Here is a 24,031-nt window from a genome sequence, read left to right on the forward strand (position 1 = left end):
TTCCACGCGGCGCAGAGGAGACCGGAGCCGGTTCGCTCGCGCATACCTGTCGGTCCCGCCCCGAAGTCGGGAAGCCGGCGGCGCCAAGCCGGACCGCTCGGCGACGATCTAGTCCACTGCGGGAGTTGGCGCATCCGGCGCACGATGCACGGGCTGCTGAGCAGCCGCCGGAACCAAGTGCTCTGCGGCGGGCCCCTCATGATGAACTTGCCCGGCGCAGGCGGTGGCGTCGGCGAATCGTGCGCCGCGTCCCCGCCGATCCCCACCGGGCAGCGGTTCGCGCCGAACCGCGGGGTCGGCCACAACCGTCATGCGGTCGGGCCTGCCGCAGTAGTGACCTCCAAGGACACGCTGGTAGACGCGCCAACCCAGCAGTGCGCCCAGCGCGATGACAATCGGTCCGAGTACATCGACCGAGCCGAGGGCGACGGCCTGGCCGGACAGGAACAGCGGGAGCTGGATCGACAGCATCACGAGATTCCCGGCGAAGACGACCAAGTTGCCTTTGGTGAAGGCTCGCCGGCGCACCCTGCACCGGCGCCAGCCAGTCCCTTCCTTCGTCATCAGCCCCACCACCACACCCATCGGCGGCCATCCCAGCAACAGCATCACGGCCGACACCACGGCCATCACGGCGTGCAGCATCAGACTCGGCAGGAAGAAGCTGGCGGCCTGCCCGGTCCCTGCGGCCAGAGCACCCGCGACGCACACAAGGACGAGGGCCCCGAGGGCGCCCCACACAGGCTCTCTGCGCGCCATTCGGTAGACGCAGACCGCGGCCCCGACCGCGAGGGCGAGCGCCAGCGCGACGGCAATCCGGTGAGTGAGCGCGAAGCTCAGGGTGAATCCGAAAACGGGCACAACATCGAGCACTGCGTTGCGTAGCCGATGGCGCACGGCGGACCGGATGGCTTCCTCACCACCGGCTTCGCGGTGTACTGCAGGGTCCACAACTGCTCCAGGCTCCTTGACAGTTAGCTGCTCGCGTCGCCGCTTGCGGCACTGACTACCGTGCCGTCTCGCCCCGAGGCTGTCGTCGTGCGCCTGCAGACTCCTGACCTACCGCGAGCGCAGTATGAGGGTGCAGCGCCTACCACAAGCGCAGACGCCGGACGAGCTGATGGTCCACATCGCCGCGTACGGTCCCTCTCGGCCCGAGGAGCAGGCAGCCATGCGACGGTCTGACGTGGATCTGGACCCGTACTTCGCAGGTCACTGTTTCAGGTCTGTGGGGGCTATCCCGTTGGTCCTCGTGGAGGGCGGTGAGCGTGGTGATCAGTACGTCCCACTGAGTCGGCGGCGACCGGTCAGAGCCGGGTGGCACAGCCAGGCCATGTCGGGGCTGGGCCGGTCGAATGGGTCCGGGGCATCAGTGACGTGGGCATACGGCTCGGGACAGAGGCTGTAGTTCCAGTCGCCGTGGCACTCATGGCGCAATGTAGTGGGCGATGCTGGCCAGGTCTCATACGGCGGGCCGGCCGGAGGCGGCCACCGCTCGGCGGATGGCCTCGGTTGCTGTCTCGACCGCGGGGATCCGGAGGGCCTCGCGGTGACGGACGAGGTAGAGGGAGCGGCCCGAGGAATCGGGCAGGGGGAGTGACCGGACCCCGGGGTGATGGTAGGCGTCGAGTGCCAGTTGGGGCAGCAGGGCGACGCCGAGCCGGCGGGCGACCAGGGTCTGCACCACCACATAGTCGTCGGTGTTGTGCCGGACGTCGGGGGTGAAGCCGGCCGCCTCGCAGGTCCGGATCAGGTGGGCCGCGCAGGTCGGGCAGCCGGCGATCCACGGGTCGTCGGCGAGCAGCGGCAGGGCGGCGGGGCCGGCGGCCTCGGCCGGGTGGCAGGCCGGGACGACCAGCCGGACTTGGTCCTCGGCGAGCCGGGTGAGGAGGAGATCCCGGCCGTGCCCCGGCGGGCGGTCGTCGTGGGAGAAGATCAGCGCCAGGTCCGCCGCTCCCGCGGTCACCAGGTCGACCGCCTGTGGCGGCTCCTGCTCCAGCAGCCGGACCTCCAGCCCGGGATGGTGCTCTGCCAGCTCGGTCATCGCCGCCGGGACGAGCGTGGCGCTGGCGGACGGGAAGGCCGCCAGCCGTACGGTGCCCGCGCTGAGGTTCGCAAGCGCCGCCATGTCGTCCTCGGCCGCACGCAGCCGGGTGGCGATGGCGTCGGCATGGCGCAGCAGGGTCGTACCGGCCTCGGTCAGCCTGATGCCACGGGAGTGCCGCACCACGAGTGGGGTGCCCGCCTGCCGTTCCAGCAGCCGCAGGTGCTGGCTGACGGCGGGCTGTGTCCAGCCCAGCGCGCGGGCCGCCGCGGCGATCGACTCGGCGCGGGCGACCTCCCGGAAGATCAGCAGACGGTGGGTGTCCATGACCCAAGTATCCGTTGGGGGTCGGCCAACGAAGACGGGTCTACCCCGGGTGCCGGGCGCCGGGCCATGCTGGTGACCTGCGACGACGGGAGGAACCATGCGGACGATCGGGTTGATTGGCGGGATGAGCTGGGAGTCCTCGGCGGAGTACTACCGGCTGCTGAACGAGCTGACGCGGGAGCGGCTGGGCGGGCATCACTGCGCGCCGAGTGTCATGGTGACAGTGGACTTCGCCGAGATCGAGGCGATGCAGCGGGCCGACGACTGGGACGCCGCCGGAGCGCGGCTCGTCGAGGCGGCGGTGAGCCTGGAGCGAGCGGGGGCGGAGCTGGTGGTGCTCTGCACCAACACGATGCACCGGGTCGCTGACCGCATCACCGCCGCCGTGGACGTCCCGTTCGTGGACATCGTCGATGCGACGGCGGTGAAGGTCCGGGCGGCGGGAGTGCAGACGGTCGGGCTGCTGGGGACGCGCTTCACCATGGAGGGCGCGTTCTACCGGGACCGGATGCGGGAGCATGGGATCGAGGTCGTCGTCCCGGCCGAGGCGGACCGGGCGCTGGTCCACGAGGTCATCTACCGCGAACTCACCCGGGGCCAGGTGCGGGACGCCTCCCGCCGGGAGTTCAGCCGGATCATCGCCGAACTCGCCGTGCGGGGTGCCGGTGGCGTGATCCTCGGGTGCACGGAGATCACCCTGCTGGTCGGCCAAGACGGCTCTCCGGTAAGGCTGTTCGACTCAACGCGCCTTCATGTGGAGCGGGCGTTCGAGGTGTCCCAGGCCACCGGTGCTCTTGGCGCGCTCTAGCCCCGTACTTCACAGGTCACCGTTTCAGGTCTGTGGCCGGCGGGTTTGTGTGATTTCGACACTGAGGAGTTCGAGGAGGTGGAGTTGGACGCCTCGGGTGATCTGGACCTTGTTGTCCGCTGTTCACCGCCTCTACTGGCACGTTGTGGCACGCGCTTCTCGGCGGAGAGGCGGCGGGGAAACCGGACAGGCGGACCTGTGAAGCGGTGCGCCACGTCTGCCGGTACCGGCAGTTGGGCCGTGTCGAGGTCAGGCCGCTGCCTCCGCTCGTGCGAGGCGCTGGGTCTCCTGCCGTGCGACACGGCGGCGCCGGGTCGGCATGCCCAAGGTCGGCTTGCCGACGCCCCAGGCCGCGCCCTTGCAGATCAGTTCCTTGTAGCGGGCGGCCACGCGGCCCGTCATGGCGCGGTCGACCGCCCGGTCGTCGGCGGTGACGAACTGGATCAGGCCCTCGTTGCGGCCGAGGGAGATGCACTGCTGGAAGTAGCGGATGGAGACGTGGGGGATCTTGATGTCGGCGAGACGGGCGGCGATGGCATCGGCAGCCTGCCAGGCCATGGGAACACCCGAGGCGCAGGACATGCGGAGGGGCTTGTCGTGGGGACCGATCGCCATCGCCGCGTCGCCCACGGCGTACACGTCCGGGTGGGAGACCGAGCGCATCGTGGTGTCGACCACGATCTGGCCGCGGTCGGTGAGCTCCAGAGTGGTGGCCCGGGCGATCAGGTGGACGGCGAATCCGGTGGTCCAGACGGTGACCGCGGCGGGGATGGTCCGGCCGTCGGCGGTCGTGACGCGGTCCGCCTCCACGACGTCGACCGCGGTGTGTTCGTGGACCGTGATGCCGAGCTTGTCCACCACCTTCCGCAGGTGGGCGCGGCCCTTCTCCGAGAGCCAGTCGCCGAGGGCTCCGTGGGCGGCCAGGGAGATGTCGAGCTCCGGGCGGGCCTCGGCGATCTCGGTCGCGGCCTCCAGACCGGTCAGGCCGCCGCCGACCACGACCACGGGCCGGCCGGTGTCCAGGGCGGCCAGGCGGTCGCGGAGGCGGAGGGCGCCGGGGCGGCTGGAGATCTCGTGGGCGTGCTCGGCGGTACCGGGGACGCCTCCGTCGTTCCAGCCGCTGCCGAGGGCGTAGACCAGGGTGTCGTACTCCAGTTCCTCCCGCCCGAAGCCGTTCGCGGCGGCGACCGTCACCGTCTTGCGGTCCACGTTCAAGGCGGTGACCTTCGCGAGCTTCAGTTCCACGCCCGTGCCCGCGAACATCTCGCTGAACGGCCGGGGCTTGAGGTCCTGGCCGGCCGCGAGCTGGTGCAGCCGGACGCGCTCGACGAAGTCGGGCTCGGGGTTGACGAGGGTGATGGCGACGTCCTCGCGGTGCAGCCGCTTGGCGAGACGGCCGGCGGCGACGGCACCGGTGTAGCCGGCTCCGAGGACGACGATGCGGTGCTGCATGTCCGTGCTCCTGTCTGGGCGGGGTCCGCCGTTGTCCGGCGTGGTGTCGCCCCTTGAACCGGACAGCTCCACGTTTCCTGACAGGATCGGAATGTGACCTGCGTCACGTCCCGTCAAAGGGTGTGGAGCGGGGCCTCTCCATGGTCCGTGGCGGCCCACCGCGCGGTCGCGCGGACGAGCTTGTCGGGGTTGACCTGGCTGCGGACCGCCACGATGCCCTCCGGGCCGATCTCCAGGCAGGTGATACCGACGACCCGGCCGTCGACGGCCACGACGATGGCGGGCTCGCCGTTGGCGGTCGTGGCGTAGATCTCGGGTGTGCCGCCGACGAGGGCCCGCTTGGCCTTGCTGGGCTTGAACAGGCCGCGCAGGAACGTGGCGACGGCGAGCGCGCCCTCGAACCCCTTCGCGCGGGCTGGGACCTTGCCGCCGCCGTCGCCGACCGAGACGGCGTCCTGGGTGAGCAGGCGGACGAGGGGTTCGGTGCGGCCGCTGGTCGCCGCGGCCAGGAATTCCTCGACGATGCGCAGGGCGGCGGCCTCGTCGATCTCGGTGCGGGCCTTGCCGTCGGCGACGTGCTTCTTGGCCCGGTGGTAGATCTGCTGGCCGGCGGTCTCGGTGATGTCCAGGATCTTGGCGATCTCCCGGTGCGGGTAGTCGAAGGCCTCCCGCAGCACGTACACCGCCCGCTCGTTGGGTGACAGGCGCTCCAGCAGGACGAGGACGGCGTACGACACCGACTCGCGCTGCTCGGCGGTGTCGGCCGGGCCGAGCATCGGGTCCCCGGCGAGCAGCGGCTCGGGGAGCCACCTCCCCACGTACGTCTCGCGCCGGGCACGTGCCGAAGTGAGCATGTTGAGACACCAGTTGGTGAGGACCTTCGTCAGCCAGGCCTCAGGCACCTCGATCCGCCCGATGTCGGCCGCCTGCCAGCGCAGGAACGTCTCCTGCACGGCATCCTCCGCCTCACTCGCCGAGCCGAGCAGCCGGTAGGCAATGGCCTCCAGGCGGCGCCTGGCAGCCTCGAACCGGTCCACGTCACTCACGGTCAGCGCCATGCCCGCGATCCTAGACGCCCCCGGGGTGGAACGGCAGGTGAGGCAACGCTCCCCGGCGAGCGGTGAGGAGTTCGCGGCGAAGACGCCATGAGAGGCCCGGACAACGACGAAGGCCCAGGTCGCTGACCTGGGCCTTCTCTCAAGAGCGGGTGACGAGAATCGAACTCGCGCTCTGAGCTTGGGAATCACCGGTATTTGACCGTGCATATGCTGTCTGACCTGCAGGAATGCGTGTCGGCGGGGCGATCGTGGCTGCTTCGGCAGGTCCCTTGTTGACCGCTGTGTACCGCCCCTACTGGCACGTTGTGGCACGAGGCCCCGGAGGTATCTGGCGGATACGCCCCCGGTTGTCAGCACGCGGTGCGATCCTCCAGCCATGGTGAAACGCATACGACCGTTAAGGGCCTTCAAGGCGCGACGGCGGCGCAAAGCATTCACGCGAGCAGACAAAGAGTCCGCAGATATGCAGGCGGCGCTCATCAAGCTCGGGGTCCGCAGGCCCGTTGTGGCCCGAGTACGGACCGCGCTGCGGTTCAACGCGTGGGCACTGCAATTCGGTGGCCGGAACTTTTTCGTGGGCGTTCCGGCGATGTTGATGGGCGTTTTCTGGGCCGGTGGAACGCCCGACGGCCACCGTCGAACAGGTCGACGCACTCGCCGACGCCATGGGCCGAGGTGGCGGCTGATGGTCTACTTCGGCGCCTACGGGCCAATGCGCCCGGAGGAGCAGGCTGCCCTGCGGCGGCCCGACGTCACGCTCGAACATCTTGCGGTCAAGATCCGTGACGCCGCACCCGAGCTGACCACCGGCCGTCGAGTCGAAGGCGACACGAAATCGGCCGCCGGAAGGCGAACCGTTTTCCTCCCGGCCTTCCTGTACATCGAGGTGAAGCGTCACCTCGACTGGTACGCCGAGAAGGAACCCGACGGGCTCCTGTTCGTCGGGGAGAAGCCCGCTCCCTTCCGCCGGTCCACCTTCGGCCGCAAGTGGCGCAGGGCCCGGGCCAAGGTCGGCCTGCCGGAGGACTTCCGCTTCTACGACCTCCGCCACACCGGCCACACCCTGTCCACCCAGTCCGGCGCCACGCTCAAGGACATGATGGTCCGCGCCGGCCAGTCCTCGGAGAAGGCCGCGCTGATCTACCAGCACTCCGACGGGGAGCGGCAGCGGGAGGTGGCGTCGGGCATCGACGCCCTGGTGCAGGAGGGACGCCGGAAGATGGAGGGAGCGCGCCCGCTCGGCTGCACGAGAGAAATAGGCGGACGTGGGCAGGGCCGACCGGCCCTGCCCACGTAGCCGTGCCGCCTGGCCTCCAGCTGGCTTTTGGCCTTCTCGCAGCATGAAGGGGCGATCCGGTTCTTCAGCTGAGAAGTGCCTCGATCGCACTTCGAAGTGATCCGGCGAGCGAGGTCAGGGACGTGGCAGACCCGAGCGCGAGGCTCAGCATCTCCAGGGTCTCGGTGAGGCGGCGCCCGTCCGGCGTCGGCTCGCGTAGCTCCTCGTCAATCCTGGCTACGGCCTGGCGGCAACTGTCGATGCTGTGCACTTCGTCTGCGTGTGCTTCGAGGGCAGCTGCCAGCTCGGTGAGTCTGGTCTGTGCAGCCAACAGCCTGGGGTCGTCTGCTGCAGTCCCCGAGACTTGGACTTGGCGCATGTCGCCACCGACTCTGCCGGTGTTGACCTGGTTGCCGCTGCCGGTGACGTGGGTGCCACCACTAGTGGTTGCTCGCCCGAATCTCATGATCAACCTGCCTTCTCGGTTCTGTTTGCCGGACCGCCAGGCATGGGGCCTTGTTGCATGCCGCCGCCCATATTGCCTGTGTTGACCTGGTTGTTGTCGCCGCTGATGAAGTTCTGAGTGATGGCGATGGCCTGACGTTTGAACTCGCCGGTTGCCAGACCGTGGTCGGCGAGAAAAGCGCTCACCGTGCTGAACATCCGCGATTGCAGGATCGACACGTAGCGCTGCACGTCCTCGGTCTGGTGCATGTCCTCAGTTGCCACCCGACCGCAGTGCTCTCTCAGGCTCACCGGCCGGCCGTCGTCTTTCTCGCGGGCAGCGGCAGCGGCCGTGGTTACTGAGGTCAGCAGCCCGAGGCTGCGTCCGATGTTCGTGTATGCCCGGGACGCGAGCGCCACGGTATCCCCGCATGCGTGGAGCGGTGTTTCTGCCAGCTTCCTGGCGAGAGCCCAACCCTTGGCGGGCGTTACGTTTGCCGAGGGAAGCAGCGGTGCCAGGACGTGGGGGCGGGTGACGAAGTGCAGCGTGTTGCCTTCCAGAGCGGCATGCGCGAAGACCGTGACGACAATTTGGCCGTCCCAGGCGACGACTTGCGCGGCGAGGTATCTGCGCGAGAAGTGACCGGTGGGCGCATCCCGGGCTTCGGTGCACATCTCTGTGGCTTCCGGCCACTCCGGTTTATCGCCGCCTCCACTGCTCTGGCCCAGGCTCTTCCACCGGCCCTCGGGGATTCCGAGGAACTCGGCCACATCGCAGTTGGGCAGGGCGTGGGTTTCGACGAGAGTTCCGCGAAGCTCCTCCAGTTCGTCGCGCACCTTGTCGAGCAGTTCGTCCGCCTCGAATTTTTGACTTGCGTCGAGGTCGGACAAATCAGCTGTGGCCAAGGGCGGGTCGTCTTCTTCGTCGTCACTGGTACGGGCTGACGTGAGCTGGATACGGGTGGCGCCTCTCGGCCACGAGTCGAGGCCGGCTCCGACGAAGCGATCCACCCCGCCTTCCCTGCGGTACGCGATGCTCTGCCACTGCTCAGTGACCTTGTGCGCAGCGATGCTCTTGGCGGCGAAGGGAGCGAGGACGGGACGCGTGGCGATGTGCCCGCGGCCAGGACGCAGCGACTGCAAGTAGGCGTGGCACGTCCAACGGTCGAGCAGGTGAACGGCAGTGGTGGCGAGCAACAGACGCGGCGCGACAAGTAAGCCTTCCAGGACGGCATCACGCAGCAGCGGGTGATGTGGTTTGGCGAGATTCCAGAGGGCTAGTAGCGCCGCAACAAGGAAGACAGCTGGAACGAGTGCACTGAAACCCCATCGCGCGATCGCCCGGCCAGCTCGCCCGGTGAGAAACTGCCACAGCAACACGGCGGCGACGATCGCTACAAGTCCTCGTGGATGTGAGCCCGCCAGATAAACAGGCGTTCCCAGCAACAACGCGCCACGGAGCCGACGCTGCCTTCGTGCCGCAACGCTGTGTGTGAGCACCGGCGCCAGCCCGAATCCGAAGGACGGTGCTGGCCGCTTTCGGGCGTACAGCACGTTGGCCAAGGCCCACTGTGCGAGAGACTCGCCAGTGAATTCGTCCAGAGCCCGGATAGGACGCGGGGGCCTTCCTTGGATCTTGTCCTGCCATCGTCCGAGCCAGTCCTGCGCTTGCCCGATCCGGTTGACCCGTTCATGCACGGAGCCGGCCAATCCTCGGGTAACAGGGTTCGTGCTTGGGACCGGGTCTCGCCGCGCGTATTTGGTCCGGACGGAGCGCTGCCCGGGCACGTAGGCGACCGGCTTTCCGGTCCCGCTGTCCACTGGAACTCCGGGGACAGCGGGCGGCTCCTGCTGGTCGTCACAGGGCGAGCTGCTTCCGTTGGGCATCACTGCCCTCCATGACAGCAGCGGCATCTGCCACCTTCCCCGAGGACGCTTCCTATGAAGGCCCTACCCTCAGCCACGAGGGCTCCAGTTCGCTGACGAATGACCGCGTCTGGCTCAGAAACGTCTCAGCGCCGGCCGACACGCTACGAATCCGCATTGTCTTGAAAACGGGTGTTGGGCGTGCTGAAGCGTTCAGCTGCATCAGCCCATGGGTGGCGTGACCCAAGTCACCGCGCAGTGTCTGTCGGTGGCCCACCCGGTACGACTCTCATGCGTTGATGGCGGCGCCGAAGCGCGTGCCTCATCGGGTAGATGGGGCACGCGGAGGGCACGCCACCCTCCAAGAGGTCTAGACAACAAGAAAGGTCCGGGTCAACGACCTGGGCCTTCGTCGTGGAGCGGGTGACGAGAATCGAACTCGCGCTCTGATGCTTGGGAAGCACCCGGTACTGCGTAGGCTTACCCACCTCTGAGCTGGGGAAACGCGCCCCTGGGGGCGTGCCGCAGCGGCTTCGGTCGGGCCTCTGCTGACCGCTGTTCACCGCCCTGACTGGCACGTAGTGGCACGCCCACCCCCGGGTGGTCGGCTGAGACGCGGGTGGTGGGCCGAGAGCTGAGCGGGACTGGCCGCGCCCGGTACGGCCGCAGAGCCCCGGTACGGCAGGCAGCAGGGGCCCGGACCGTGCGTCGCGGTCCGGGCCCCTGCCCCGTGCGGTGCCGCCCTGCGGCGGCGGTGCGTCAGCTCTGTGAGGTGTCGTCGCCCGTCTGTCCTGCGCCCTCGGCTGCGCCTGTCTTCTCGCGCATCTTGCGCACCAGCTCCGCCTTCCGGTCGGCGGCACCCTTGCGGTCGAGGTTGCGGTGCGGACCATTATTCTGCCGTTCGGCGCGGGACAGCCTCTTGCGCTGGCCGCCGCCCATGCCCACGGGGTTGTTGATGTTCTTGCTCACGGTCATGGGTTCTCCCGGAATGATGTGAAGTGATCTACGGATTTATCGGTGAGGGGCGGGCACGGCGACGTCGAGGGACGTCAGCAGGGGCCCATCACACTCTCACTCGTAAATCGGCGTCTGGAAGAACATGACAAAGACGTTACCCGGTTCCGTCGGCCCCGCACGCCAAGCCTTTCGCCGCCCCGGCGCCGGCCGGGGCCAGCTGTTTCCTTCCGAGAATCTCAGCACCGCCAGCACCCGCCGGTGGTCGCCGAGCGCCCGGGGCAGTCAGCTTTGCCTGTGCTGCTCATGTATCCGTTCGGAGGGCCTCCACGGGTCGATGGCCCGCAGATCGGTGAGCAGGGCAAGTCGCTCCGGCGGGACGCGGCAGATCCTGTCTCCATTGGGGTTGCCCGCGCCGAACCCCCCCGGTTACAGTTATTTCAGATGAATCGTTCGGTGGGGTCAGTGATTGGAGGCGACCATGGCTCGTTCCAGCGTTCTTGCCCGTGCCGAGAAGGTGGAGCCGGATCCCTCGCACCAGGGCGCGCTCGCGGCGACTGCTCGGATGGCGCCGGAGGCGGTCGAGGTGTTGGTGCGCACCCGGGATGGCAGCGAACTCGTGCTGCCTGGGGAACTGGTCCGCCTGCTTCTGGCCTCGGCCGGTGAGCTTGCCCGTGGGCATGCGGTGACGGTCTTGGCGTCCGAGGTGCAGCTGTCGCCCGCTGAGACCGCTGAGCTTCTGGGTCTGTCTCGGCCGTTCGTCGCACGCTTGCTTGATGCCGGCGACATCCCCTCGACGAACCTGCCGGGCAGTAGCCACCGGGTGGTCCGCCTTGCGGACGTGCTGGCGTTCCAGCGGCAGCGTGAGCGCCGCAGAGAGGGGCGGCGCCAGATCGCAGATGTCTTGGAGGGTGTCGATCTGCCCTATTGATCCGGGCGTTACGGGTAGCCGTCGAAGTGAAGGAAGAGGGGGAGCGTGGCAGCGCGGGTCTTTGTGGACACCAACGTCCTGTTTCCGTTCTCGGTCATGGACGTGATGCTGGCCCTCACCGAGGACGCTATCCACGAGATCGTGTGGTCCGAACGGCTGCTCGCGGAGTGGGAGCGGGTCATCGTCCGGGAGGGAAAGCGTTCGGCGAAGTCGGCTGCCGCAGTTGCCCAAGCCGTCCGGCGTTTCTTCCCCGACTGCGAGATCGAGGCGGCGGTATACGGGCACCTCGTGGATGAAATGCCGGGTGATGACCCCGACGACCGGCATCACTCGGCGGCAGCGGTGGCGGCCGGTGCCGACGCGCTGATCACGTGGAACCTTGCCGACTTCCCTGCCGGTGATTTGGCCGAGCGTGGAGTGCGAGTGATCGACCCGGATTCGTACCTGTGCGGGCTGTACAAGGAGTTGCCGCACGAGGTGGCGGAGACGGTAGTCAGACTTGTCGGAGAGAAGCGCAACCCGCCAGTCACCCTCGCTGATGCCGTCGCCCGTCTCGCGAAGGCCGGCCTACCCGTCTTCGCCGACCTGCTGACGGGACACCTCGGGCGCCGAATGAGGTGACGCGAGGGCTGGTGGTGCGAAGGTGGTGCCGAACCCCTGAAGCGGACCAGACAACAAAGAAGCCCCTGGCCGCCGGCCTGGGGCTTTTCTATGGAGCGGGTGACGAGAATCGAACTCGCGCTCTGAGCTTGGGAATCACTCGGTGCTTGGGCGTCAGCATGGTCTTTGACCTGGGGGAATGCCCACAGGTGGCCCCGTTCTGGTTGCCTCGTCAGGCCCGCTGTTGACCGCTGCTGACCGCCCTGACTGGCACGTAGTGGCACGCGCCGTTCGGGGCTGGTGCCCTGCCGAAACCCATTGTGCGGATCTTCTTCGGACTGCTGGGATGGGTGTATGAGTCTCTTGTATGCCGGGGCGGCCGAGGTCGTCGTACCTGTCCTTGTCCGTGATCTGACGTCCGCTGATCTCCCGGACTGTGCCTGGTCCGGCTCGGCGACCCATCTGGTGCAGGTGACACGGGAACTGGAACGTGCGGCTGCCGGGGACGTGGACTACCTGGCTGTCTGCACCCCGGCCGGTCTTCCGGTGGCGATCGGCGGTGTCGACTATCAGGTCGCGGTCGGCGCGGGCACGCTGTGGCAGCTCGTGGTGTTCCCGGCCTTGCAATCGTGCGGTCTGGGCACCGTCCTCATCCGGGCCGCGGAGGACCGCATCAGGTCACGCGGCCTGCGGCGTGCGGAGCTCGGGGTGGAGGAGAGCAATCCACGGGCCCGGGCACTGTACGAGCGGTTGGGGTACGTGGCCTACGGCCGTCGGCCGGATGCCTGGGACGTGGAGGCGCCGGACGGCTCGCTCCGCCGGTACGAAACCGTGTGCACCCTGATGCACAAGGACTTGTCGTAAGGAGGACGGTCATGGCCTCGGAGGTGTGGACTTCGGTCCTCTCGCTCACGGGTGTCGCGCTCGGCGGTGGTCTGACGGCGTTCTCCCAGCGCGCCACCCAGCGATCCGCTGAACGGTCGGAGGAACAACGGCGGAGGGCGGCCACCGACGAGGCGCGCCGGGCCGAACAGCTCCAGGCGATCAAGGAATTCATCGCATGCGCCCAGGAAGCCGAACGAGCGGCCTACAGCCGCCCTGAATCATGGAGCGGTGATGACGGCTGGAGTGGACCTGCTGCCGCCACCATGACCATGCTCTGGGTCGCTGAGCGACACCTCGTGCTGCTTTGTGATCCGGACCTGCACGCCCCTGTCCACGCCTATGGTCGCGCGCTCAATCAGGCGGTGTGGCGTGAGATCGGCGACACCGAGGTCAACGAGCACTTGGAGGAGCACAAGACCGCTTTTATGACCGCGGCCCGCGCAAGCCTGTCCTCCCCGTCAGGCCAAGTGCCAGGAGCTTCGAGCCGATGGTGATCCCCACAGGACTTGTCGTACTCGTCGGACCGCCGGCCTCGGGCAAGACCGCCTTCGTTCGTGAGCTGGTCGCTCAGGGGAAGCTCGCCCCGGAAGCCGTCATCTCCAGTGACGAAATCCGTGCGGAGTTCTTCGGGGTCGAGGCGGCGGATGTCGCCTCCGACAGGGCCGATGCGCGGGTCTTCGACGAGCGCGACCGCCGGATCACCGTCAGACTCGCTGGGGGCCGGATCGCGGTCGCCGAGTCGACGAACGTCACATCGCAAGCACGTGCACGCCTCGCGGCCATTGCAGCACGATTCGGTGCGCCGGTGACTGTGCTGCGCTTCCCCCAGGACGAGGCGGACCTACTCAGGCAGAACGAGGAGCGGGGGAGGGGCGACGTCTCCGCTGCGGATGTCAGGGCCTACGCCGCCACTATGACGCGAGGCGCGCATGGTGCCCAGCTGCGGGCGGAAGGCGCTGCGTTCGTCTACGACGTCCCCGGGCGAGGGCAGGGGGTTACCCCTACGGAGGCTGCCCGGCGATTCGCGTTCTCCACATCCTGAGCACGTCACCGGGGACGTCAGCCGTCATGGGACAGGGGGAACAGGCCGCGCAGGTGGTCGGTGCCCAGGCCGAACCGGGGCAGGTTGTTCACTGGGTGATCGGCCGCTGCCTCTTCCGGCACGGCCGGGGGCCATGTGTACAGCTCGCGGACGGTGTGGGCGAGCTGGTAGAGCCACAGGCGATGGATCAGATCGGGATGGGCGAAGAGCTGCGGGTAATCGGCGGCCAGCCAGCCGAAGATCCGCGTCATCTCCCGAGACGGTACGAGTTCGGCATCGCCGGAACCGGCCCAGTCGACCGAGCGGAGAAGGGGCAACAGGTCGAGATCGGGCGGTCCGATCCGGACCCATTCGAAGTCGAGGACCGCGGTGATCCGCCCCTTGTCCCAGAGCAGGTTCGCGAAGTGCAGGTCGCCGTGCACGATGCTCCGCGGCTCTTCCCTGTACGGGTCGAGGCCGGCCAGCTCGCCGAGTCTGGATTCGACCAGGTCGAGGCCGGGCGACTCGGCATGGGCGACCAGTGCCTGGGCGCGTTCCACCGGCAGCGGGCACAGGTCGGCGCCCACGATGGCCTCCGGGGCGGTCGGCTGGGCGCGCAGATGCCCCAGCAGCAGGCTCCGGACCCGCTCCGGCGGCTGCCAGGCGTGCAGTGCCCGCAGTACGTCGGCCAGCTGGGCGATGGCCTTGCGGCGCTCGCCGTCGTCCAGCGTGGGCCAGATCGCGTGTAGACCCTGCCCCGGCATCCGACGGGTGACCGTCCAGGCCAGTTCGCCGTCGTCGCCGGCCGCCAGGATCTCGGGACAGGGAATCTCCGCGGGCAGCGCGGGCACGACCGCCGCTTCGCGCCGCAGCCGGCCGATGTCTCCTCGCCAGCACACGCGGACTATCCGATCGCCGATGCGCCAGGCGTCGTTGGAATAGCTCTCCAGCGGCACCGCTTTGACGTCCTGGGGCATCCCCGACGCGGACAAGACCTGGGCAAGCCGTTTCCTGGCAGGCGTATTGATCACGCACGCAACCATGCTCCGCTCGGCCCGGCCGGTGCAACGCAGTATCACGGCGGTAGAGCATGAACCAGTCCCCGGCCGCCCCTGGACGAAGGTGTGTGCCCGCCCGAACTCGTCGGGGCAAGCGGTTACTTACGGCACTCCGTGACTGAAGAGGTCTTGATGAAGGCCCAGGTCGCTGACCTGGGCCTTCATCGTGGGGCGGGTGACGAGAATCGAACTCGCGCTCTGAGCTTGGGAATCACTGGCGCTCAGCCCCCATAAACCGCTCTGAACTGCAGGGATGCCCTTGAGGGGGCGCCATCCGGGCGCCTCAGTACCGCTATTGACCGGTGCTGACCGCTCTGAAGGGCGCGGATGGGGCATGAGTACCGCAGGTGGCTGTTGGCCCGGGGCTTTCTTCCGGCGCGGGACGGGAATCGACGCCGCGCTCTCGAAGGTTTCCACGATACTCAGATACCTTCCACCGCATCTGGTACCTGAGCAACGATTGCTTGGGCGTGGGAACGTGATGTCGGCAGGCTTGCTCTATGGCCGCCTTCGGAGTCCCAGACCGAAACCAGGGACAGCTCCATCTCCTCCGCGATCCGGCGTTGCTCCGCTTTCTCCATCAGGGCGCTCGCGGTGAGGGTGCCCAGCGGATAGGCGGCCTCCGCCATGAGCCGGGCGGCTGTGGCGGGGATGGTCTCCGGTGGAATCACCAGCAGGCCCCAACGGCCGGTGCTGTAGGAGAGCAGCAGCAGCTTGTGGGGATCTTGCTCGGCCTTGAACCAGCCGACACCCACCACATGCCCGTCGACGGGCACCTTCCGTGGGATGACCGGCCAGAACGTGGGGTTTACCGTGACGTGGGTGATCCGCCCCCACAGCGGGTCGAGGACGGCCGTCAGTGCGGGAAGTTCTGCCGTGAGGTCACGGGAGTGGGGCCACCACGCACCGTCGAGCAGAGCCGGAGCGGTACCGGCCGGCGCCAGCATGAGTCGGAGGGGCAGCGAAGAGGTCCGGCCTTCGACCGCATGCGTATACCGAATGGTCGTGATCATGACGCGAACCCTGCCCCGGGCCGATCGCAACCCGCCCGGTGTCGTGAATCGCCGAAAACGACACGAGCACGGAGACTGGTGTACGAAGTACCCTCCTTACTCGCGGTAAGGCCCGCCGGACCATACGGAGCCTCCCGTGCGGGCAACTGGACGGTCTCGTACGGCACCGGCTGCCAGCAGGGGACTGTCAGCCGCAGGGCCGCGTGGGTCGTGTGGTCAGCTGAGGAAAGACAGCCGGACTTGGCGTTCGGGGCTGTCCCGGTCGGTGTTCACCAGTACGACGGACTGCGAGGTTCCCAGCCCCAGCTCACCGTCGACTACGGGCAATGTGGCGTGTGGTGGGACCAGAGCCGGGAGCATGTGGGCCCTGCCGTGGCCAGGACTGCCGTGGCGGTCTTGCCAGCGGTCGTCCGCGGGAAGAATGTCGCGGAGGGCCGCCAACAGATCATCGTCACTGCCCGCGCCGGTCTCGATGATGGCCAGGCCGGACGTCGCGTGGAGGGTGAAGATGTTCAGCAGTCCGTTTCGCCCGTGAGCGACCTCTCGGAGGAACGCGGAGCATGCGTTCGTGAGGTCGTGCAGGGTCTCCGTGGAGCCGGTTGTGATGTTGATCGTGCGGGTGGTGAAGGTGCCAGCCATGGTTCACCGATACCCGTTGCGGAGCCCGAGCACTGACGGCCGGACGGGTTGTTCCTCCGGGACTCCGTCGGTAGGGGCACGCGCTCCCGTACCTGGACAGGTCCCTCATGCCGTCTCATCCGAGTCCCGCAAGCGAGACGTGGACCGCGACTTCCTCGCCTGCCCGGCCCCAGACGCATCCCTTTGCGTCCAGCGTCCAGCCCCCGGCCAACGGCACCTGGGGTACCTGGCACCGTGTAGTCCGGGCAGCTCGGACGTCGCCCGGGCTCCGCGTCAACCGTGCTCTTCCTCTTCAGACTCCATACGTCGAATGCCTTGGTGCGTCAGCGTGATCATGAGCGGCGTATTGCCCGCGGCCCAGTCGACCGTGATCAGGCCCTCGCCGACCAGATAGGTGCAGGCGGCCGCCAGATCCTCTTGGGGGATCGCGAGTTCCTGGAGCAGCTTCGCCCCGGTGATCCCCAGAAGGCGGTTGCCTTCAGTGGCCTCGTACAGAGCCTGCATGATCTTCTCGCGGTACGCCTTCCGGTCGGCTAGTGATGCCATGACTGCCACCTCTGGGGGGAAAGGCGCCGTGCTTATCGCGGCGGAGGGGCGCCGGGATGCCCGGCGAGGAGCCGACTCTGTCGCAGCTGCTTATCTGAGGCCCGGCTCGCTCAGACCTCGTCCGGATGCGGGCGGTCACGCGCGGCTGACTTGCTGGTCACCAGCCACGGCGGGGCCGTCGCATTGGGCTCGGGCGTGTGCGTGGTGTCCACAGTGATGTGGAGCCGGGTCCCGCCATCGTGGCCGGCGGGGTAGCTGCGCTGTTCGGTGGCAAGGAAGCAGTGCCGCAGAACTTCTGTGACGCGGCGGGCGGCCTCGGGGGATGCGGCGACGATACGGACCTCGGCCATCCCTGCCGAAGGCATCGGTTCTACAGGTCTCATGCCAGCCTCTTTGCCAGGCGGGTGAGGTGCCCACGGGGTGAGGCGAAAGCTCACACCTACCGCCGCCAGTCATGGAACGGTTGGCGTCCTCACCGCCCTTATCGTGCTGTCCGCGGCGAGTTGCCGATGGAAGGAGGGATGAACCGGCCGGACCCACCGCCGGTCTTCCTACTCCGGCAAGGCATCGCTGCTGTGAAAGCTTGCGTTCCTCTCGCTTTCACCGAGAGGGATACCGGCAAGCGGTGGGAGCGCTCGAAATATCCCGATGGGTTCACCGTACTCCGGCCGACGGTCCACCGAACCCACACGAGACCAGGCGTTCGTGGGGGCGGCCCGTGCCCTATCGCCCTCGGCGGTCGGGGCGTGAGAAGAGGCCCTCCAGCGCTGCGGGGGGTGTCGGTGAGGGCGTTGGCCTCTCTGCGCCACTTGGGTACACCACCCCTGCCAACGCTGACCACGACCGCCGCGTCGGACCGCGCGCCGACGGTACAGACGACCGCGCCGAGGGTCGTGAACGCGTCGCTGAGCTCAGTGGTGATCGCGTTGCTGACCTCGGCATCACCGGCCGGCGACCGGCCATACCCGCACTGAAGGCGAGGCGGGCCGAGCCGGGGCGGCCGCCCTCGCTCACTGAGTGACTGCGGTGAGCAAGTCGGCTCCCGGAAGCTCTGCCGGCGCGGTAGTGATGTTGGTGAGGGGCCCTCGCGAAGCCGACAAGGCGTTGCGCATGTCGGCGGCATGCTCCCAGCGGCGTGCTGCTCGATGCTGCTCATGGTGTTCGGCCATCGCGTACCCGATCACCTCGCGCGTCGCCAGGTCGATGACGGTCGCGAGATACCACCAGCCCTCGATCGTCGGCAGATAGGTGATGTCGCCGACGAGTTTCTTGCCGGGCCGGGTGGCGGTGAAGTCGCGGTGGACCAGGTCCGGGGCCGGTGCGGCCTTGGTGTCCTGCTGCGTCAGGTGGCGGCGCCTGCGGCGGGTGACGCCGCGGATGTCGCGCGCGCATGATCCGCTCGACCTTCTTCCGGTTGATCGCATGGCCCTTGCGCCGCAGCGCGGCGTGCACGCGCGGGGCACCGTAGGCACCCCGTGAGGAGGCGTGGATCTCGCGGATCTCCTCGGTCAACTCATCCTTCGCCAGCTGCCGTTCGGCCGCCGCCGGCCGGGCCGCCAGCCAGGAGTAGTAGGTGGAGCGGTTGATCCCCGTGACGCGGCACAGCAGGGCCACGCTGTACACGCGCCGTGAATGTGGTCTAGACAACAAGAAAGGCCCGGGTCGTTGACCTGGGCCTTCATCATGGAGCGGGTGACGAGAATCGAACTCGCGCTCTGAGCTTGGGAATCAACGGTTCTTGAACGGCCGTAGTGGCCCTGACCTGCATGGTTGGCCGGAGCGGCCGAGGCTGGCGTGGTCTCTGGGCGCCGTGCTTGACCGCTGTTGTCCGCTCCGAAGGGCACGGATGGGGCACGGCGGCCGAGGGGTGGCCAGCCCCTGTCGCGAACCGCATTCCTGTCGAACGGTCGGCATCCGTCAGGCCATCAGTCCTCGTGCGGGGCCTCAAGCTCGTGAAGCCGTTCCCCGATGTCGTCGGCCCAGGTCTGTGCCCACCGGCGCAGCCCGGCAATTGCCTGCGCGTCGAGTCCGTAGGCGGCGAATTCCGTGTCGTCGATCCAGTCGGCTCCGCTCAGCCGCGCTTGAAGCTCGCTGAGGTCGAAGGAGTCGCGGGCATGGCGTCGGCCGAGCTCTTCGAGTTCGACGGGGCTCCAGCGGCTCGTGGCGGCCTGCACATCGATCAGGTCCCTGGCGAGTCCGCGGTCGGCCAGGGCACGGACCTTGGTGCCGACGACATCTTCGAGGGACAGCACCAAGCCGTGTTCGGTGTGTACGGGTGGTCGCCAGAGTGCTTCCTTGAGGATGTCGACCTCGCACTCTTCGCGGCTGGCAGGGTCGGTGACGATCAGGCGTGCGGACAGCGGGTCTGTCTCCAGGGCTTCTACGTGCCATCCGCGCCGCTCCAGTCCGGTGCGCACGACGGTCGCGATGTCCTCCATGGGATCTGGGTTCTCGGTCGCGACATCGAGGTCCTGGCTGAGCCGGTCGACAAGGCCGTGTGCCTGGACCGCGTAGCCGCCGGTGAGCGCGAGAGGGTAAGCGCCGCCCACGGCAAGCACGTCTGCAAGCAAGCGGTGGTGCAGGCCCGTGAGGTTCACGCAGCGGTCCGGGCGCTGTCGGCCAGCTCGCCGAAGGCGCTCTCCCAGACCTCGCGGACATCCCGGCTGACCAGTGTGCGCAGTGTGGGCCACAGGCCCACGAGAAGGTCCTGGTCGAGGTACTGGACCAAGTCGTCGTGCCGGCCCTCGGCCAGCACGATGCGGTAGTAGCTCATCCGTAGCCGGGGCCGGTCGAGGTCGAACGTGGTCAACCCCGACCAGGCAAGGTGGAGCGGCAGGTGTACCGGGCCGTGCTTGGGACCGGCAAGCTCGGAGAGTGCTGCGGGCAGGCGCCGGGCGAACTTGGCACGACGGAGGTCGGAAAGACGAGGCTGTGATGCCATGCATCGATTATCCAGGAAGAGCCGACGATGAGCCGCTCGGGCCGCAGACATCACTCCTGCGAGCAGGACACCGGCCCGCTGCCCCGTCGGCGGCGAGCATCGGGTTGAGCAGGCCCACTACGGCGAGTTGGATGATCACGACGTGGTAGCCGAAGGCCCACAACAGCTTGCCGCGGATGATAGCGAGGGCGCGGCGGGCGAGGGTTTCGATGTCGTCGCGGGCGAGGGTGACGTCGGCGACGCCGATGACGACGACGCCGCCGCCCGCGGTGCCTATCTCGGAGATCGGCGGTGGAACTCGGCCCCAGCACCAGCGTGATGCCCACCCCCAGATCGCCCACGACGATCGAGAGCGTCTGGCCACCGGACTGGCTGATGGAGGAGGCGACGATACCGGCCACCGCACCGACCAGACCCGGCACCTCTGAGATGCTCTCTATCGAGTTCTGCCGGCTGTTCGCTGCGCGTGGTGGGGCTGAGTCCCACGATGTTCCGGAGGGGGAGAACGTGTCGAAAACCGACCTTGTGGCGCTCGTCTTCGCTGCTTGGACAATGTCGATATGGGCCCTGACTATGACGGCAACGTCGCAGCGCCGAGGTAAAAGAACACTCTTGGAGCGGCTCTGCTGGGCTCGCGCGCGGGTGCACGCACGACGTCGTCGCGCTCACTTGGTGCGCCAGATCCGCGACAGTTCCCTGGCGACACGTCCAGACTATCCAACGCTGGACTACTTGCAGCGCGAAGACGTCCTCTATCAGGTGTCGAGGAGGGCACTCGCCATAAAGGTGATCGCCCCCGTCTTGACATCCTTCTCAACGGGGCTAGCCCTTGCAGCAACCATCGAACGCACAGCCTGGCACGTCTGGCGCGACACCCTCGCTGTCGGGGCCCTCGTGACGCCCATTCTGATCACTGCCTTGATTGCTTCACTTGTCTCGAACCAAGGCATGCAACGGTGGACAACCGAGGCTGTGACAGCCACGGTACGTAGGGCCTATGAGGCACTTCTCAAGCCTCTGGAAGTGAAGGGGAAGGTGCCTCCGACAGCATCGCCCTTCAACTCCCCGCATGTTGCGGCAGTCCAAGCGTTGGAAGACTTCGCCATTGCGTTGGAGAGATACGCCGTGCAACGTGCGCTTCCTGACGGCCGGAACCCCATGCCCCAGGTCGTGGCTCGATTCTCAGCAGCCGCCGCCCTCGTGCGCGAGCTTCGGGACGGGGTTGAACTTGATCGCATCGACGGTGCGAAGCGTGCTCTGCTCGGAGTTGAGAGAATCCTGAAAGTCCTCGCCAGTGGTCAGCTGCAAGATCTCGCGCCCGGTGACGCATCCGCCGACGGGCTGTTGCACAGTCACCGGGAGCGCAGAGCGTGGCGACAGCAGGTGTTGCGAGGATCTGCGTTCACCCTCTGTCTCGCCGGCATCGTCTTTGCCTTGGCCTCATCAGCTGTCGGCGTCGCCCTGGCTACGGCCGCCGCTGTGGCTGTAATGGCTACTTGGGACAAGATCCTTCGCCTCTCCACCAGCTCGGACGTGAATAGGCCAGCGAGCAGCTGACTGGCACTTTCGAACAGCCCTTGGCCCAAAGGAGAGCTCTATCAAACCTGACAAGAGAGATGCTGCGGTGTGGGATGACCTCGTTGCCCGGTATGCGTGGGCTGATGCGGATGAGCTGGTGGTGTACACGTTCTCGGTGATTTCGGGGATGACCGAGGACGAAGTGATCCGGGCCTTCGGCGGGGATCCCGCAGTCTCTCGGGCGATGACTTTCGACGAGGCTGCCGATGAACAGGCGAGTCATCTCTACGAGGACTACGCGCTCCTGCGGGTCGTCACGGTGGATAAGCACGTCATCGCCATCGAGTGGGGCTACCGCGGAAGCATCCCGGAGATCGCCAGGCGCGCCTCGGTGAACGGGGGTGAGTTCTTCAGCGTTCAGCAGGCGGTCAACGGTCACTCCCGGGTCATCCATGCGTTCGATGGTCGAGTGGATGGCATGTTCGACCCCGCCGACCTGGAAGACGCACCTTGGGTGGACCCCGTGCCCGAGATTCCCTCGTGGGCGGCCGGCGTCGCCTTTCACCTGGGTACTTTGGGCGCTGAGTCCTTGGCGCTGATGGAGCACGTTATGGGTGTACCGGTCGATCCAGCTCTGATGGGGGCGCCGCTCCGTACCGTGCTCCTTGCCTCTCCCGACGCCCTCTTCGGTGACCTGGAGGCAGCCTGGCTCCTCTGACCGTCGGCGCAGGAGAAGAGATCTGGCGTGTCGTGCGGATTCCTGGGGAACGTGATTGTTGCCCGGAGTCTATGAGGTCGGGCAACAAAAAAGGGCCCCCGGCCATTGGCCTGGGGCTTTTTCAAAGAGCGGGTGACGAGAATCGAACTCGCGCTCTGAGCTTGGGAAGCTCATGTTCTACCATTAAACTACACCCGCGAAGCGAGCCGTTTGATCAGCTTCGCACCGTCCATACTGTACCCCATGCCAGGTCCCCGGCGTTTGAGCCGTGGGGCCTTTTTGTTGTGGGGGGATGGTGGATGCGGTTGCCGTGGGCGGGAGTTGGGGGCGTAGCGTGGGTGGCCGGAGCGCCGCCTGGAGTGGGGTCCTGTTCATCCCCTAATGTGGCTTTCTCGTCCAAGGCTTGTTGGGGAAGGGACTTGATGGACTCCATGGAGCGCACCGTCGTCCGCTGTGCCGAAGGGCACGTTTTCGCTACCGCTTCGTTCCCGATGCAGCAGCTCGGGTCCGGGCGGATCGGTCCCGGGCGGCTCATTCGCTGTCCTCGTTGTGCGCGGCTTCGGCATGCCGTGCCTGTGGTGTTCGAGGAGCGGTAGGGGCGGTGACAGGCGCGCGGGGCGGTCCCGGATTGGGGCGGGCCCGCGCGTTCTGCGTATCCTCGGGGCGTGCTTCTCTCAGATAAGGACATCCGGGCCGAGATCGACGCCGGACGTGTACGCATTGATCCGTTCGATGCGTCGATGGTGCAGCCCTCGAGCATCGATGTGCGGCTCGACCGCTACTTCCGGGTGTTCGAGAACCACCGCTATCCACATATTGATCCAGCCGTCGAGCAGGCCGATCTGACGCGCATGGTCGAGCCGGACGGGGGCGAGGCGTTCATTCTGCACCCCGGTGAGTTCGTGCTCGCTTCGACATACGAGGTCATCTCGCTGCCCGACGATCTTGCGTCGCGGCTGGAGGGCAAGAGTTCGCTGGGGCGGCTCGGCCTTGTGACGCATTCGACTGCCGGGTTCATCGACCCCGGTTTCTCCGGGCATGTGACCCTGGAGCTGTCGAATCTCGCGACGTTGCCGATAAAGCTGTGGCCGGGGATGAAGATCGGGCAGCTGTGCATGTTCCGGCTGAGTTCGCCCTCGGAGTTCCCGTACGGCTCCGAGCGGTACGGATCGCGGTATCAGGGCCAGCGCGGGCCGACCGCGTCGCGCTCGTTCATGAATTTCCACCGGACCCAGGTGTGATGCCGGATGAGCGATGATGCGCGGGAGAACCTGACGTACGAAGGATTCGGTCAGGCCGTGCGTGAGCTGGCGCAATCCGTGGCCGACGACGGATTCGAGCCCGATGTCGTGCTGAGCATCGCGCGGGGCGGGGTATTCGTCGCGGGTGGGCTCGCTTATGCGCTGGACTGCAAGAACATTCATCTCGTGAACGTGGAGTTCTATACCGGGGTGGGTACCACCCTGGAAATGCCGGTCATGCTGGCGCCCGTTCCGAATGTCATCGACTTCTCGGACAAGAAGGTTCTGATCGCCGACGACGTCGCCGATACCGGGAAGACGCTGAAGCTGGTGCGCGATTTCTGTATCGATCATGTTGCCGAGGTGCGCAGCGCGGTCATCTACGAGAAGTCGCATTCGCTCGTGAAATGCGAGTACGTGTGGAAGAAGACCGATCGTTGGATCAACTTCCCGTGGAGCGTGGACAAGCCCGTCGTGCGGCGCAGCGGGCAGATTCTCGACGCGTAGAGCCGGCGGTCCGCGGCCGGTGGTGTGTGGTCAGGGCCGATGACGGGGTCCCCGGCGGACTGGCAGAGGCGCGCGTGGCCGGCCGGTGCAGCGTGGAACACGGTGGATCCGCTCTGGGCGCCTGCTGGGCCGGAAGCGCAGGGGTGAGTTCCTGCACCAGTACGCGGCGCAGTTCCTGGGCCGG

26 protein-coding genes, 1 tRNA gene and 2 pseudogenes are annotated in these 24,031 nt (G+C 67.4%); 11 read left to right on the forward strand and 18 right to left on the reverse strand.

The features are described from left to right. Positions 1–108 precede the first annotated feature (108 nt). Together NRF20_RS24230 and NRF20_RS24235 are read right to left on the reverse strand one after the other, a co-directional pair. Positions 109–951: a DUF3159 domain-containing protein gene (locus NRF20_RS24230; RefSeq protein WP_413753267.1), complete on the reverse strand. Its 843-nt coding sequence runs from the start codon at positions 949–951 to the stop codon at positions 109–111. Between the two features lie 511 nt (positions 952–1,462). Continuing rightward, positions 1,463–2,371, reverse strand: a complete 909-nt coding sequence (locus NRF20_RS24235; protein ID WP_398628226.1) for a LysR family transcriptional regulator — start codon at positions 2,369–2,371, stop codon at positions 1,463–1,465. Positions 2,372–2,468: 97 nt separating this feature from the next. On the opposite strand from NRF20_RS24235, the gene NRF20_RS24240 reads away from it, so the two are divergent. Then, positions 2,469–3,179: an aspartate/glutamate racemase family protein gene (locus NRF20_RS24240; RefSeq protein WP_398628225.1), complete on the forward strand. Its 711-nt coding sequence runs from the start codon at positions 2,469–2,471 to the stop codon at positions 3,177–3,179. Between the two features lie 249 nt (positions 3,180–3,428). Here the strand turns inward: NRF20_RS24240 and NRF20_RS24245 are convergent, their stop codons facing one another. Together NRF20_RS24245 and sigJ are read right to left on the reverse strand one after the other, a co-directional pair. After that, positions 3,429–4,631, reverse strand: coding sequence for an NAD(P)/FAD-dependent oxidoreductase (locus tag NRF20_RS24245; RefSeq protein ID WP_398628224.1), 1,203 nt, complete (start codon positions 4,629–4,631; stop codon positions 3,429–3,431). A 113-nt stretch (positions 4,632–4,744) separates the two neighbouring features. Next, positions 4,745–5,689, reverse strand: a complete 945-nt coding sequence (gene sigJ, locus NRF20_RS24250) for an RNA polymerase sigma factor SigJ (RefSeq protein ID WP_398628223.1) — start codon at positions 5,687–5,689, stop codon at positions 4,745–4,747. Between the two features lie 617 nt (positions 5,690–6,306). Here sigJ and NRF20_RS24255 point away from each other — a divergent pair. Beyond that, positions 6,307–6,986, forward strand: a pseudogene (locus NRF20_RS24255) (site-specific integrase); the annotation flags it as partial. Between the two features lie 64 nt (positions 6,987–7,050). On the opposite strand, the gene NRF20_RS24260 reads toward NRF20_RS24255, so the two are convergent. The 3 genes from NRF20_RS24260 to NRF20_RS24270 form a co-directional block, all read right to left on the reverse strand. After that, positions 7,051–7,296, reverse strand: a complete 246-nt coding sequence (locus NRF20_RS24260; RefSeq protein WP_413753268.1) for a hypothetical protein — start codon at positions 7,294–7,296, stop codon at positions 7,051–7,053. Positions 7,297–7,433: 137 nt separating this feature from the next. Continuing rightward, the gene (locus NRF20_RS24265) at positions 7,434–8,789 is read right to left on the reverse strand and encodes a hypothetical protein (protein ID WP_398628221.1); all 1,356 of its coding nucleotides are present in this window, start codon (positions 8,787–8,789) and stop codon (positions 7,434–7,436) included. A 1,245-nt stretch (positions 8,790–10,034) separates the two neighbouring features. After that, on the reverse strand, positions 10,035–10,250 hold the full coding sequence (locus NRF20_RS24270; protein WP_413753269.1) for a DUF6243 family protein: 216 nt from the start codon (positions 10,248–10,250) through the stop codon (positions 10,035–10,037). A 460-nt stretch (positions 10,251–10,710) separates the two neighbouring features. Here NRF20_RS24270 and NRF20_RS24275 point away from each other — a divergent pair, with 460 nt between their 5' ends. The 5 genes from NRF20_RS24275 to NRF20_RS24295 all read left to right on the forward strand — a co-directional run bounded on the left by NRF20_RS24275 (position 10,711) and on the right by NRF20_RS24295 (position 13,687). Next, entirely contained in the window at positions 10,711–11,160 is a 450-nt protein-coding gene (locus NRF20_RS24275; RefSeq protein ID WP_266360143.1) for a helix-turn-helix domain-containing protein, read from the forward strand. A 45-nt stretch (positions 11,161–11,205) separates the two neighbouring features. Continuing rightward, positions 11,206–11,781 (forward strand): PIN domain-containing protein, encoded by a 576-nt coding sequence (locus NRF20_RS24280; protein ID WP_398628220.1) that lies wholly within the window; start codon positions 11,206–11,208, stop codon positions 11,779–11,781. 333 nt (positions 11,782–12,114) lie between these two features. Further along, entirely contained in the window at positions 12,115–12,624 is a 510-nt protein-coding gene (locus tag NRF20_RS24285; protein ID WP_398628219.1) for a GNAT family N-acetyltransferase, read from the forward strand. An 11-nt stretch (positions 12,625–12,635) separates the two neighbouring features. Continuing rightward, positions 12,636–13,139 carry a hypothetical protein gene (locus NRF20_RS24290; protein ID WP_398628218.1) on the forward strand — a complete coding sequence of 168 codons (504 nt, stop codon included), beginning with the start codon at positions 12,636–12,638 and terminating at the stop codon, positions 13,137–13,139. Continuing rightward, the gene (locus tag NRF20_RS24295; protein WP_398628217.1) at positions 13,133–13,687 is read left to right on the forward strand and encodes an AAA family ATPase; all 555 of its coding nucleotides are present in this window, start codon (positions 13,133–13,135) and stop codon (positions 13,685–13,687) included. The genes NRF20_RS24290 and NRF20_RS24295 overlap by 7 nt, the downstream gene beginning before the upstream one ends. A 17-nt stretch (positions 13,688–13,704) precedes the next feature. On the opposite strand, the gene NRF20_RS24300 is transcribed toward NRF20_RS24295, so the two are convergent. The 10 genes and pseudogenes from NRF20_RS24300 to NRF20_RS24345 all read right to left on the reverse strand — a co-directional run bounded on the left by NRF20_RS24300 (position 13,705) and on the right by NRF20_RS24345 (position 20,227). Next, positions 13,705–14,697: a phosphotransferase family protein gene (locus NRF20_RS24300; RefSeq protein ID WP_398628216.1), complete on the reverse strand. Its 993-nt coding sequence runs from the start codon at positions 14,695–14,697 to the stop codon at positions 13,705–13,707. 449 nt (positions 14,698–15,146) lie between these two features. Further along, positions 15,147–15,737, reverse strand: coding sequence for a DUF5994 family protein (locus tag NRF20_RS24305; protein ID WP_398628215.1), 591 nt, complete (start codon positions 15,735–15,737; stop codon positions 15,147–15,149). A gap of 216 nt (positions 15,738–15,953) precedes the next feature. Next, on the reverse strand, positions 15,954–16,376 hold the full coding sequence (locus tag NRF20_RS24310) for a YjbQ family protein (RefSeq protein ID WP_398628214.1): 423 nt from the start codon (positions 16,374–16,376) through the stop codon (positions 15,954–15,956). Between the two features lie 273 nt (positions 16,377–16,649). Next, positions 16,650–16,922 (reverse strand): hypothetical protein, encoded by a 273-nt coding sequence (locus NRF20_RS24315; RefSeq protein ID WP_398628213.1) that lies wholly within the window; start codon positions 16,920–16,922, stop codon positions 16,650–16,652. A 110-nt stretch (positions 16,923–17,032) separates the two neighbouring features. After that, positions 17,033–17,305: a hypothetical protein gene (locus tag NRF20_RS24320; RefSeq protein WP_398628212.1), complete on the reverse strand. Its 273-nt coding sequence runs from the start codon at positions 17,303–17,305 to the stop codon at positions 17,033–17,035. Positions 17,306–17,932: 627 nt separating this feature from the next. Continuing rightward, entirely contained in the window at positions 17,933–18,346 is a 414-nt protein-coding gene (locus NRF20_RS24325) for a DDE-type integrase/transposase/recombinase (RefSeq protein ID WP_413753270.1), read from the reverse strand. 19 nt (positions 18,347–18,365) lie between these two features. Next, positions 18,366–18,545, reverse strand: a pseudogene (locus NRF20_RS24330) (IS3 family transposase); the annotation flags it as partial. Between the two features lie 302 nt (positions 18,546–18,847). After that, positions 18,848–19,519: a nucleotidyl transferase AbiEii/AbiGii toxin family protein gene (locus NRF20_RS24335; protein ID WP_360542931.1), complete on the reverse strand. Its 672-nt coding sequence runs from the start codon at positions 19,517–19,519 to the stop codon at positions 18,848–18,850. Further along, positions 19,516–19,863 carry a transcriptional regulator gene (locus tag NRF20_RS24340; RefSeq protein WP_398628210.1) on the reverse strand — a complete coding sequence of 116 codons (348 nt, stop codon included), beginning with the start codon at positions 19,861–19,863 and terminating at the stop codon, positions 19,516–19,518. Before NRF20_RS24340 ends, NRF20_RS24335 begins: the two co-directional genes overlap by 4 nt. A 7-nt stretch (positions 19,864–19,870) precedes the next feature. Further along, on the reverse strand, positions 19,871–20,227 hold the full coding sequence (locus NRF20_RS24345) for a hypothetical protein (RefSeq protein WP_398628209.1): 357 nt from the start codon (positions 20,225–20,227) through the stop codon (positions 19,871–19,873). A 368-nt stretch (positions 20,228–20,595) separates the two neighbouring features. On the opposite strand from NRF20_RS24345, the gene NRF20_RS24350 reads away from it, so the two are divergent. Together NRF20_RS24350 and NRF20_RS24355 are read left to right on the forward strand one after the other, a co-directional pair. Next, positions 20,596–21,420: a hypothetical protein gene (locus NRF20_RS24350; protein ID WP_398628208.1), complete on the forward strand. Its 825-nt coding sequence runs from the start codon at positions 20,596–20,598 to the stop codon at positions 21,418–21,420. 67 nt (positions 21,421–21,487) lie between these two features. Then, entirely contained in the window at positions 21,488–22,099 is a 612-nt protein-coding gene (locus NRF20_RS24355) for a DUF6461 domain-containing protein (RefSeq protein WP_398628207.1), read from the forward strand. 127 nt (positions 22,100–22,226) lie between these two features. On the opposite strand, the gene NRF20_RS24360 is transcribed toward NRF20_RS24355, so the two are convergent. After that, positions 22,227–22,297, reverse strand: a tRNA-Gly gene (locus NRF20_RS24360). Positions 22,298–22,764: 467 nt separating this feature from the next. On the opposite strand from NRF20_RS24360, the gene dcd reads away from it, so the two are divergent. Both dcd and NRF20_RS24370 read left to right on the forward strand, forming a co-directional pair. After that, positions 22,765–23,340, forward strand: a complete 576-nt coding sequence (gene dcd / locus NRF20_RS24365) for a dCTP deaminase (RefSeq protein WP_398628206.1) — start codon at positions 22,765–22,767, stop codon at positions 23,338–23,340. A 6-nt stretch (positions 23,341–23,346) separates the two neighbouring features. Next, on the forward strand, positions 23,347–23,847 hold the full coding sequence (locus NRF20_RS24370; protein WP_398628205.1) for a phosphoribosyltransferase: 501 nt from the start codon (positions 23,347–23,349) through the stop codon (positions 23,845–23,847). Positions 23,848–24,031 lie beyond the last annotated feature (184 nt).

The organism is Streptomyces sp. R-74717, from assembly GCF_047305335.1.
GTDB classification, from domain to species: Bacteria; Actinomycetota; Actinomycetes; order Streptomycetales; family Streptomycetaceae; genus Streptomyces; species Streptomyces atratus.

Excerpts from the sequence above, each read along its gene's own strand:
- NRF20_RS24235 (WP_398628226.1), bottom strand. The coding sequence starts at position 2,371 with ATGGACACCCACCGTCTGCTGATCTTCCGGGAGGTCGCCCGCGCCGAG.
- NRF20_RS24240 (WP_398628225.1), top strand. The coding sequence starts at position 2,469 with ATGCGGACGATCGGGTTGATTGGCGGGATGAGCTGGGAGTCCTCGGCG.
- NRF20_RS24245 (WP_398628224.1), bottom strand. The coding sequence starts at position 4,631 with ATGCAGCACCGCATCGTCGTCCTCGGAGCCGGCTACACCGGTGCCGTC.
- sigJ (WP_398628223.1), bottom strand. The coding sequence starts at position 5,689 with ATGGCGCTGACCGTGAGTGACGTGGACCGGTTCGAGGCTGCCAGGCGC.
- NRF20_RS24270 (WP_413753269.1), bottom strand. The coding sequence starts at position 10,250 with ATGACCGTGAGCAAGAACATCAACAACCCCGTGGGCATGGGCGGCGGC.
- NRF20_RS24275 (WP_266360143.1), top strand. The coding sequence starts at position 10,711 with ATGGCTCGTTCCAGCGTTCTTGCCCGTGCCGAGAAGGTGGAGCCGGAT.
- NRF20_RS24285 (WP_398628219.1), top strand. The coding sequence starts at position 12,115 with ATGAGTCTCTTGTATGCCGGGGCGGCCGAGGTCGTCGTACCTGTCCTT.
- NRF20_RS24290 (WP_398628218.1), top strand. The coding sequence starts at position 12,636 with ATGGCCTCGGAGGTGTGGACTTCGGTCCTCTCGCTCACGGGTGTCGCG.
- NRF20_RS24295 (WP_398628217.1), top strand. The coding sequence starts at position 13,133 with ATGGTGATCCCCACAGGACTTGTCGTACTCGTCGGACCGCCGGCCTCG.
- NRF20_RS24305 (WP_398628215.1), bottom strand. The coding sequence starts at position 15,737 with ATGATCACGACCATTCGGTATACGCATGCGGTCGAAGGCCGGACCTCT.
- NRF20_RS24310 (WP_398628214.1), bottom strand. The coding sequence starts at position 16,376 with ATGGCTGGCACCTTCACCACCCGCACGATCAACATCACAACCGGCTCC.
- NRF20_RS24315 (WP_398628213.1), bottom strand. The coding sequence starts at position 16,922 with ATGGCATCACTAGCCGACCGGAAGGCGTACCGCGAGAAGATCATGCAG.
- NRF20_RS24320 (WP_398628212.1), bottom strand. The coding sequence starts at position 17,305 with ATGAGACCTGTAGAACCGATGCCTTCGGCAGGGATGGCCGAGGTCCGT.
- NRF20_RS24325 (WP_413753270.1), bottom strand. The coding sequence starts at position 18,346 with ATGCGATCAACCGGAAGAAGGTCGAGCGGATCATGCGCGCGCGACATC.
- NRF20_RS24340 (WP_398628210.1), bottom strand. The coding sequence starts at position 19,863 with ATGGCATCACAGCCTCGTCTTTCCGACCTCCGTCGTGCCAAGTTCGCC.
- NRF20_RS24370 (WP_398628205.1), top strand. The coding sequence starts at position 23,347 with ATGAGCGATGATGCGCGGGAGAACCTGACGTACGAAGGATTCGGTCAG.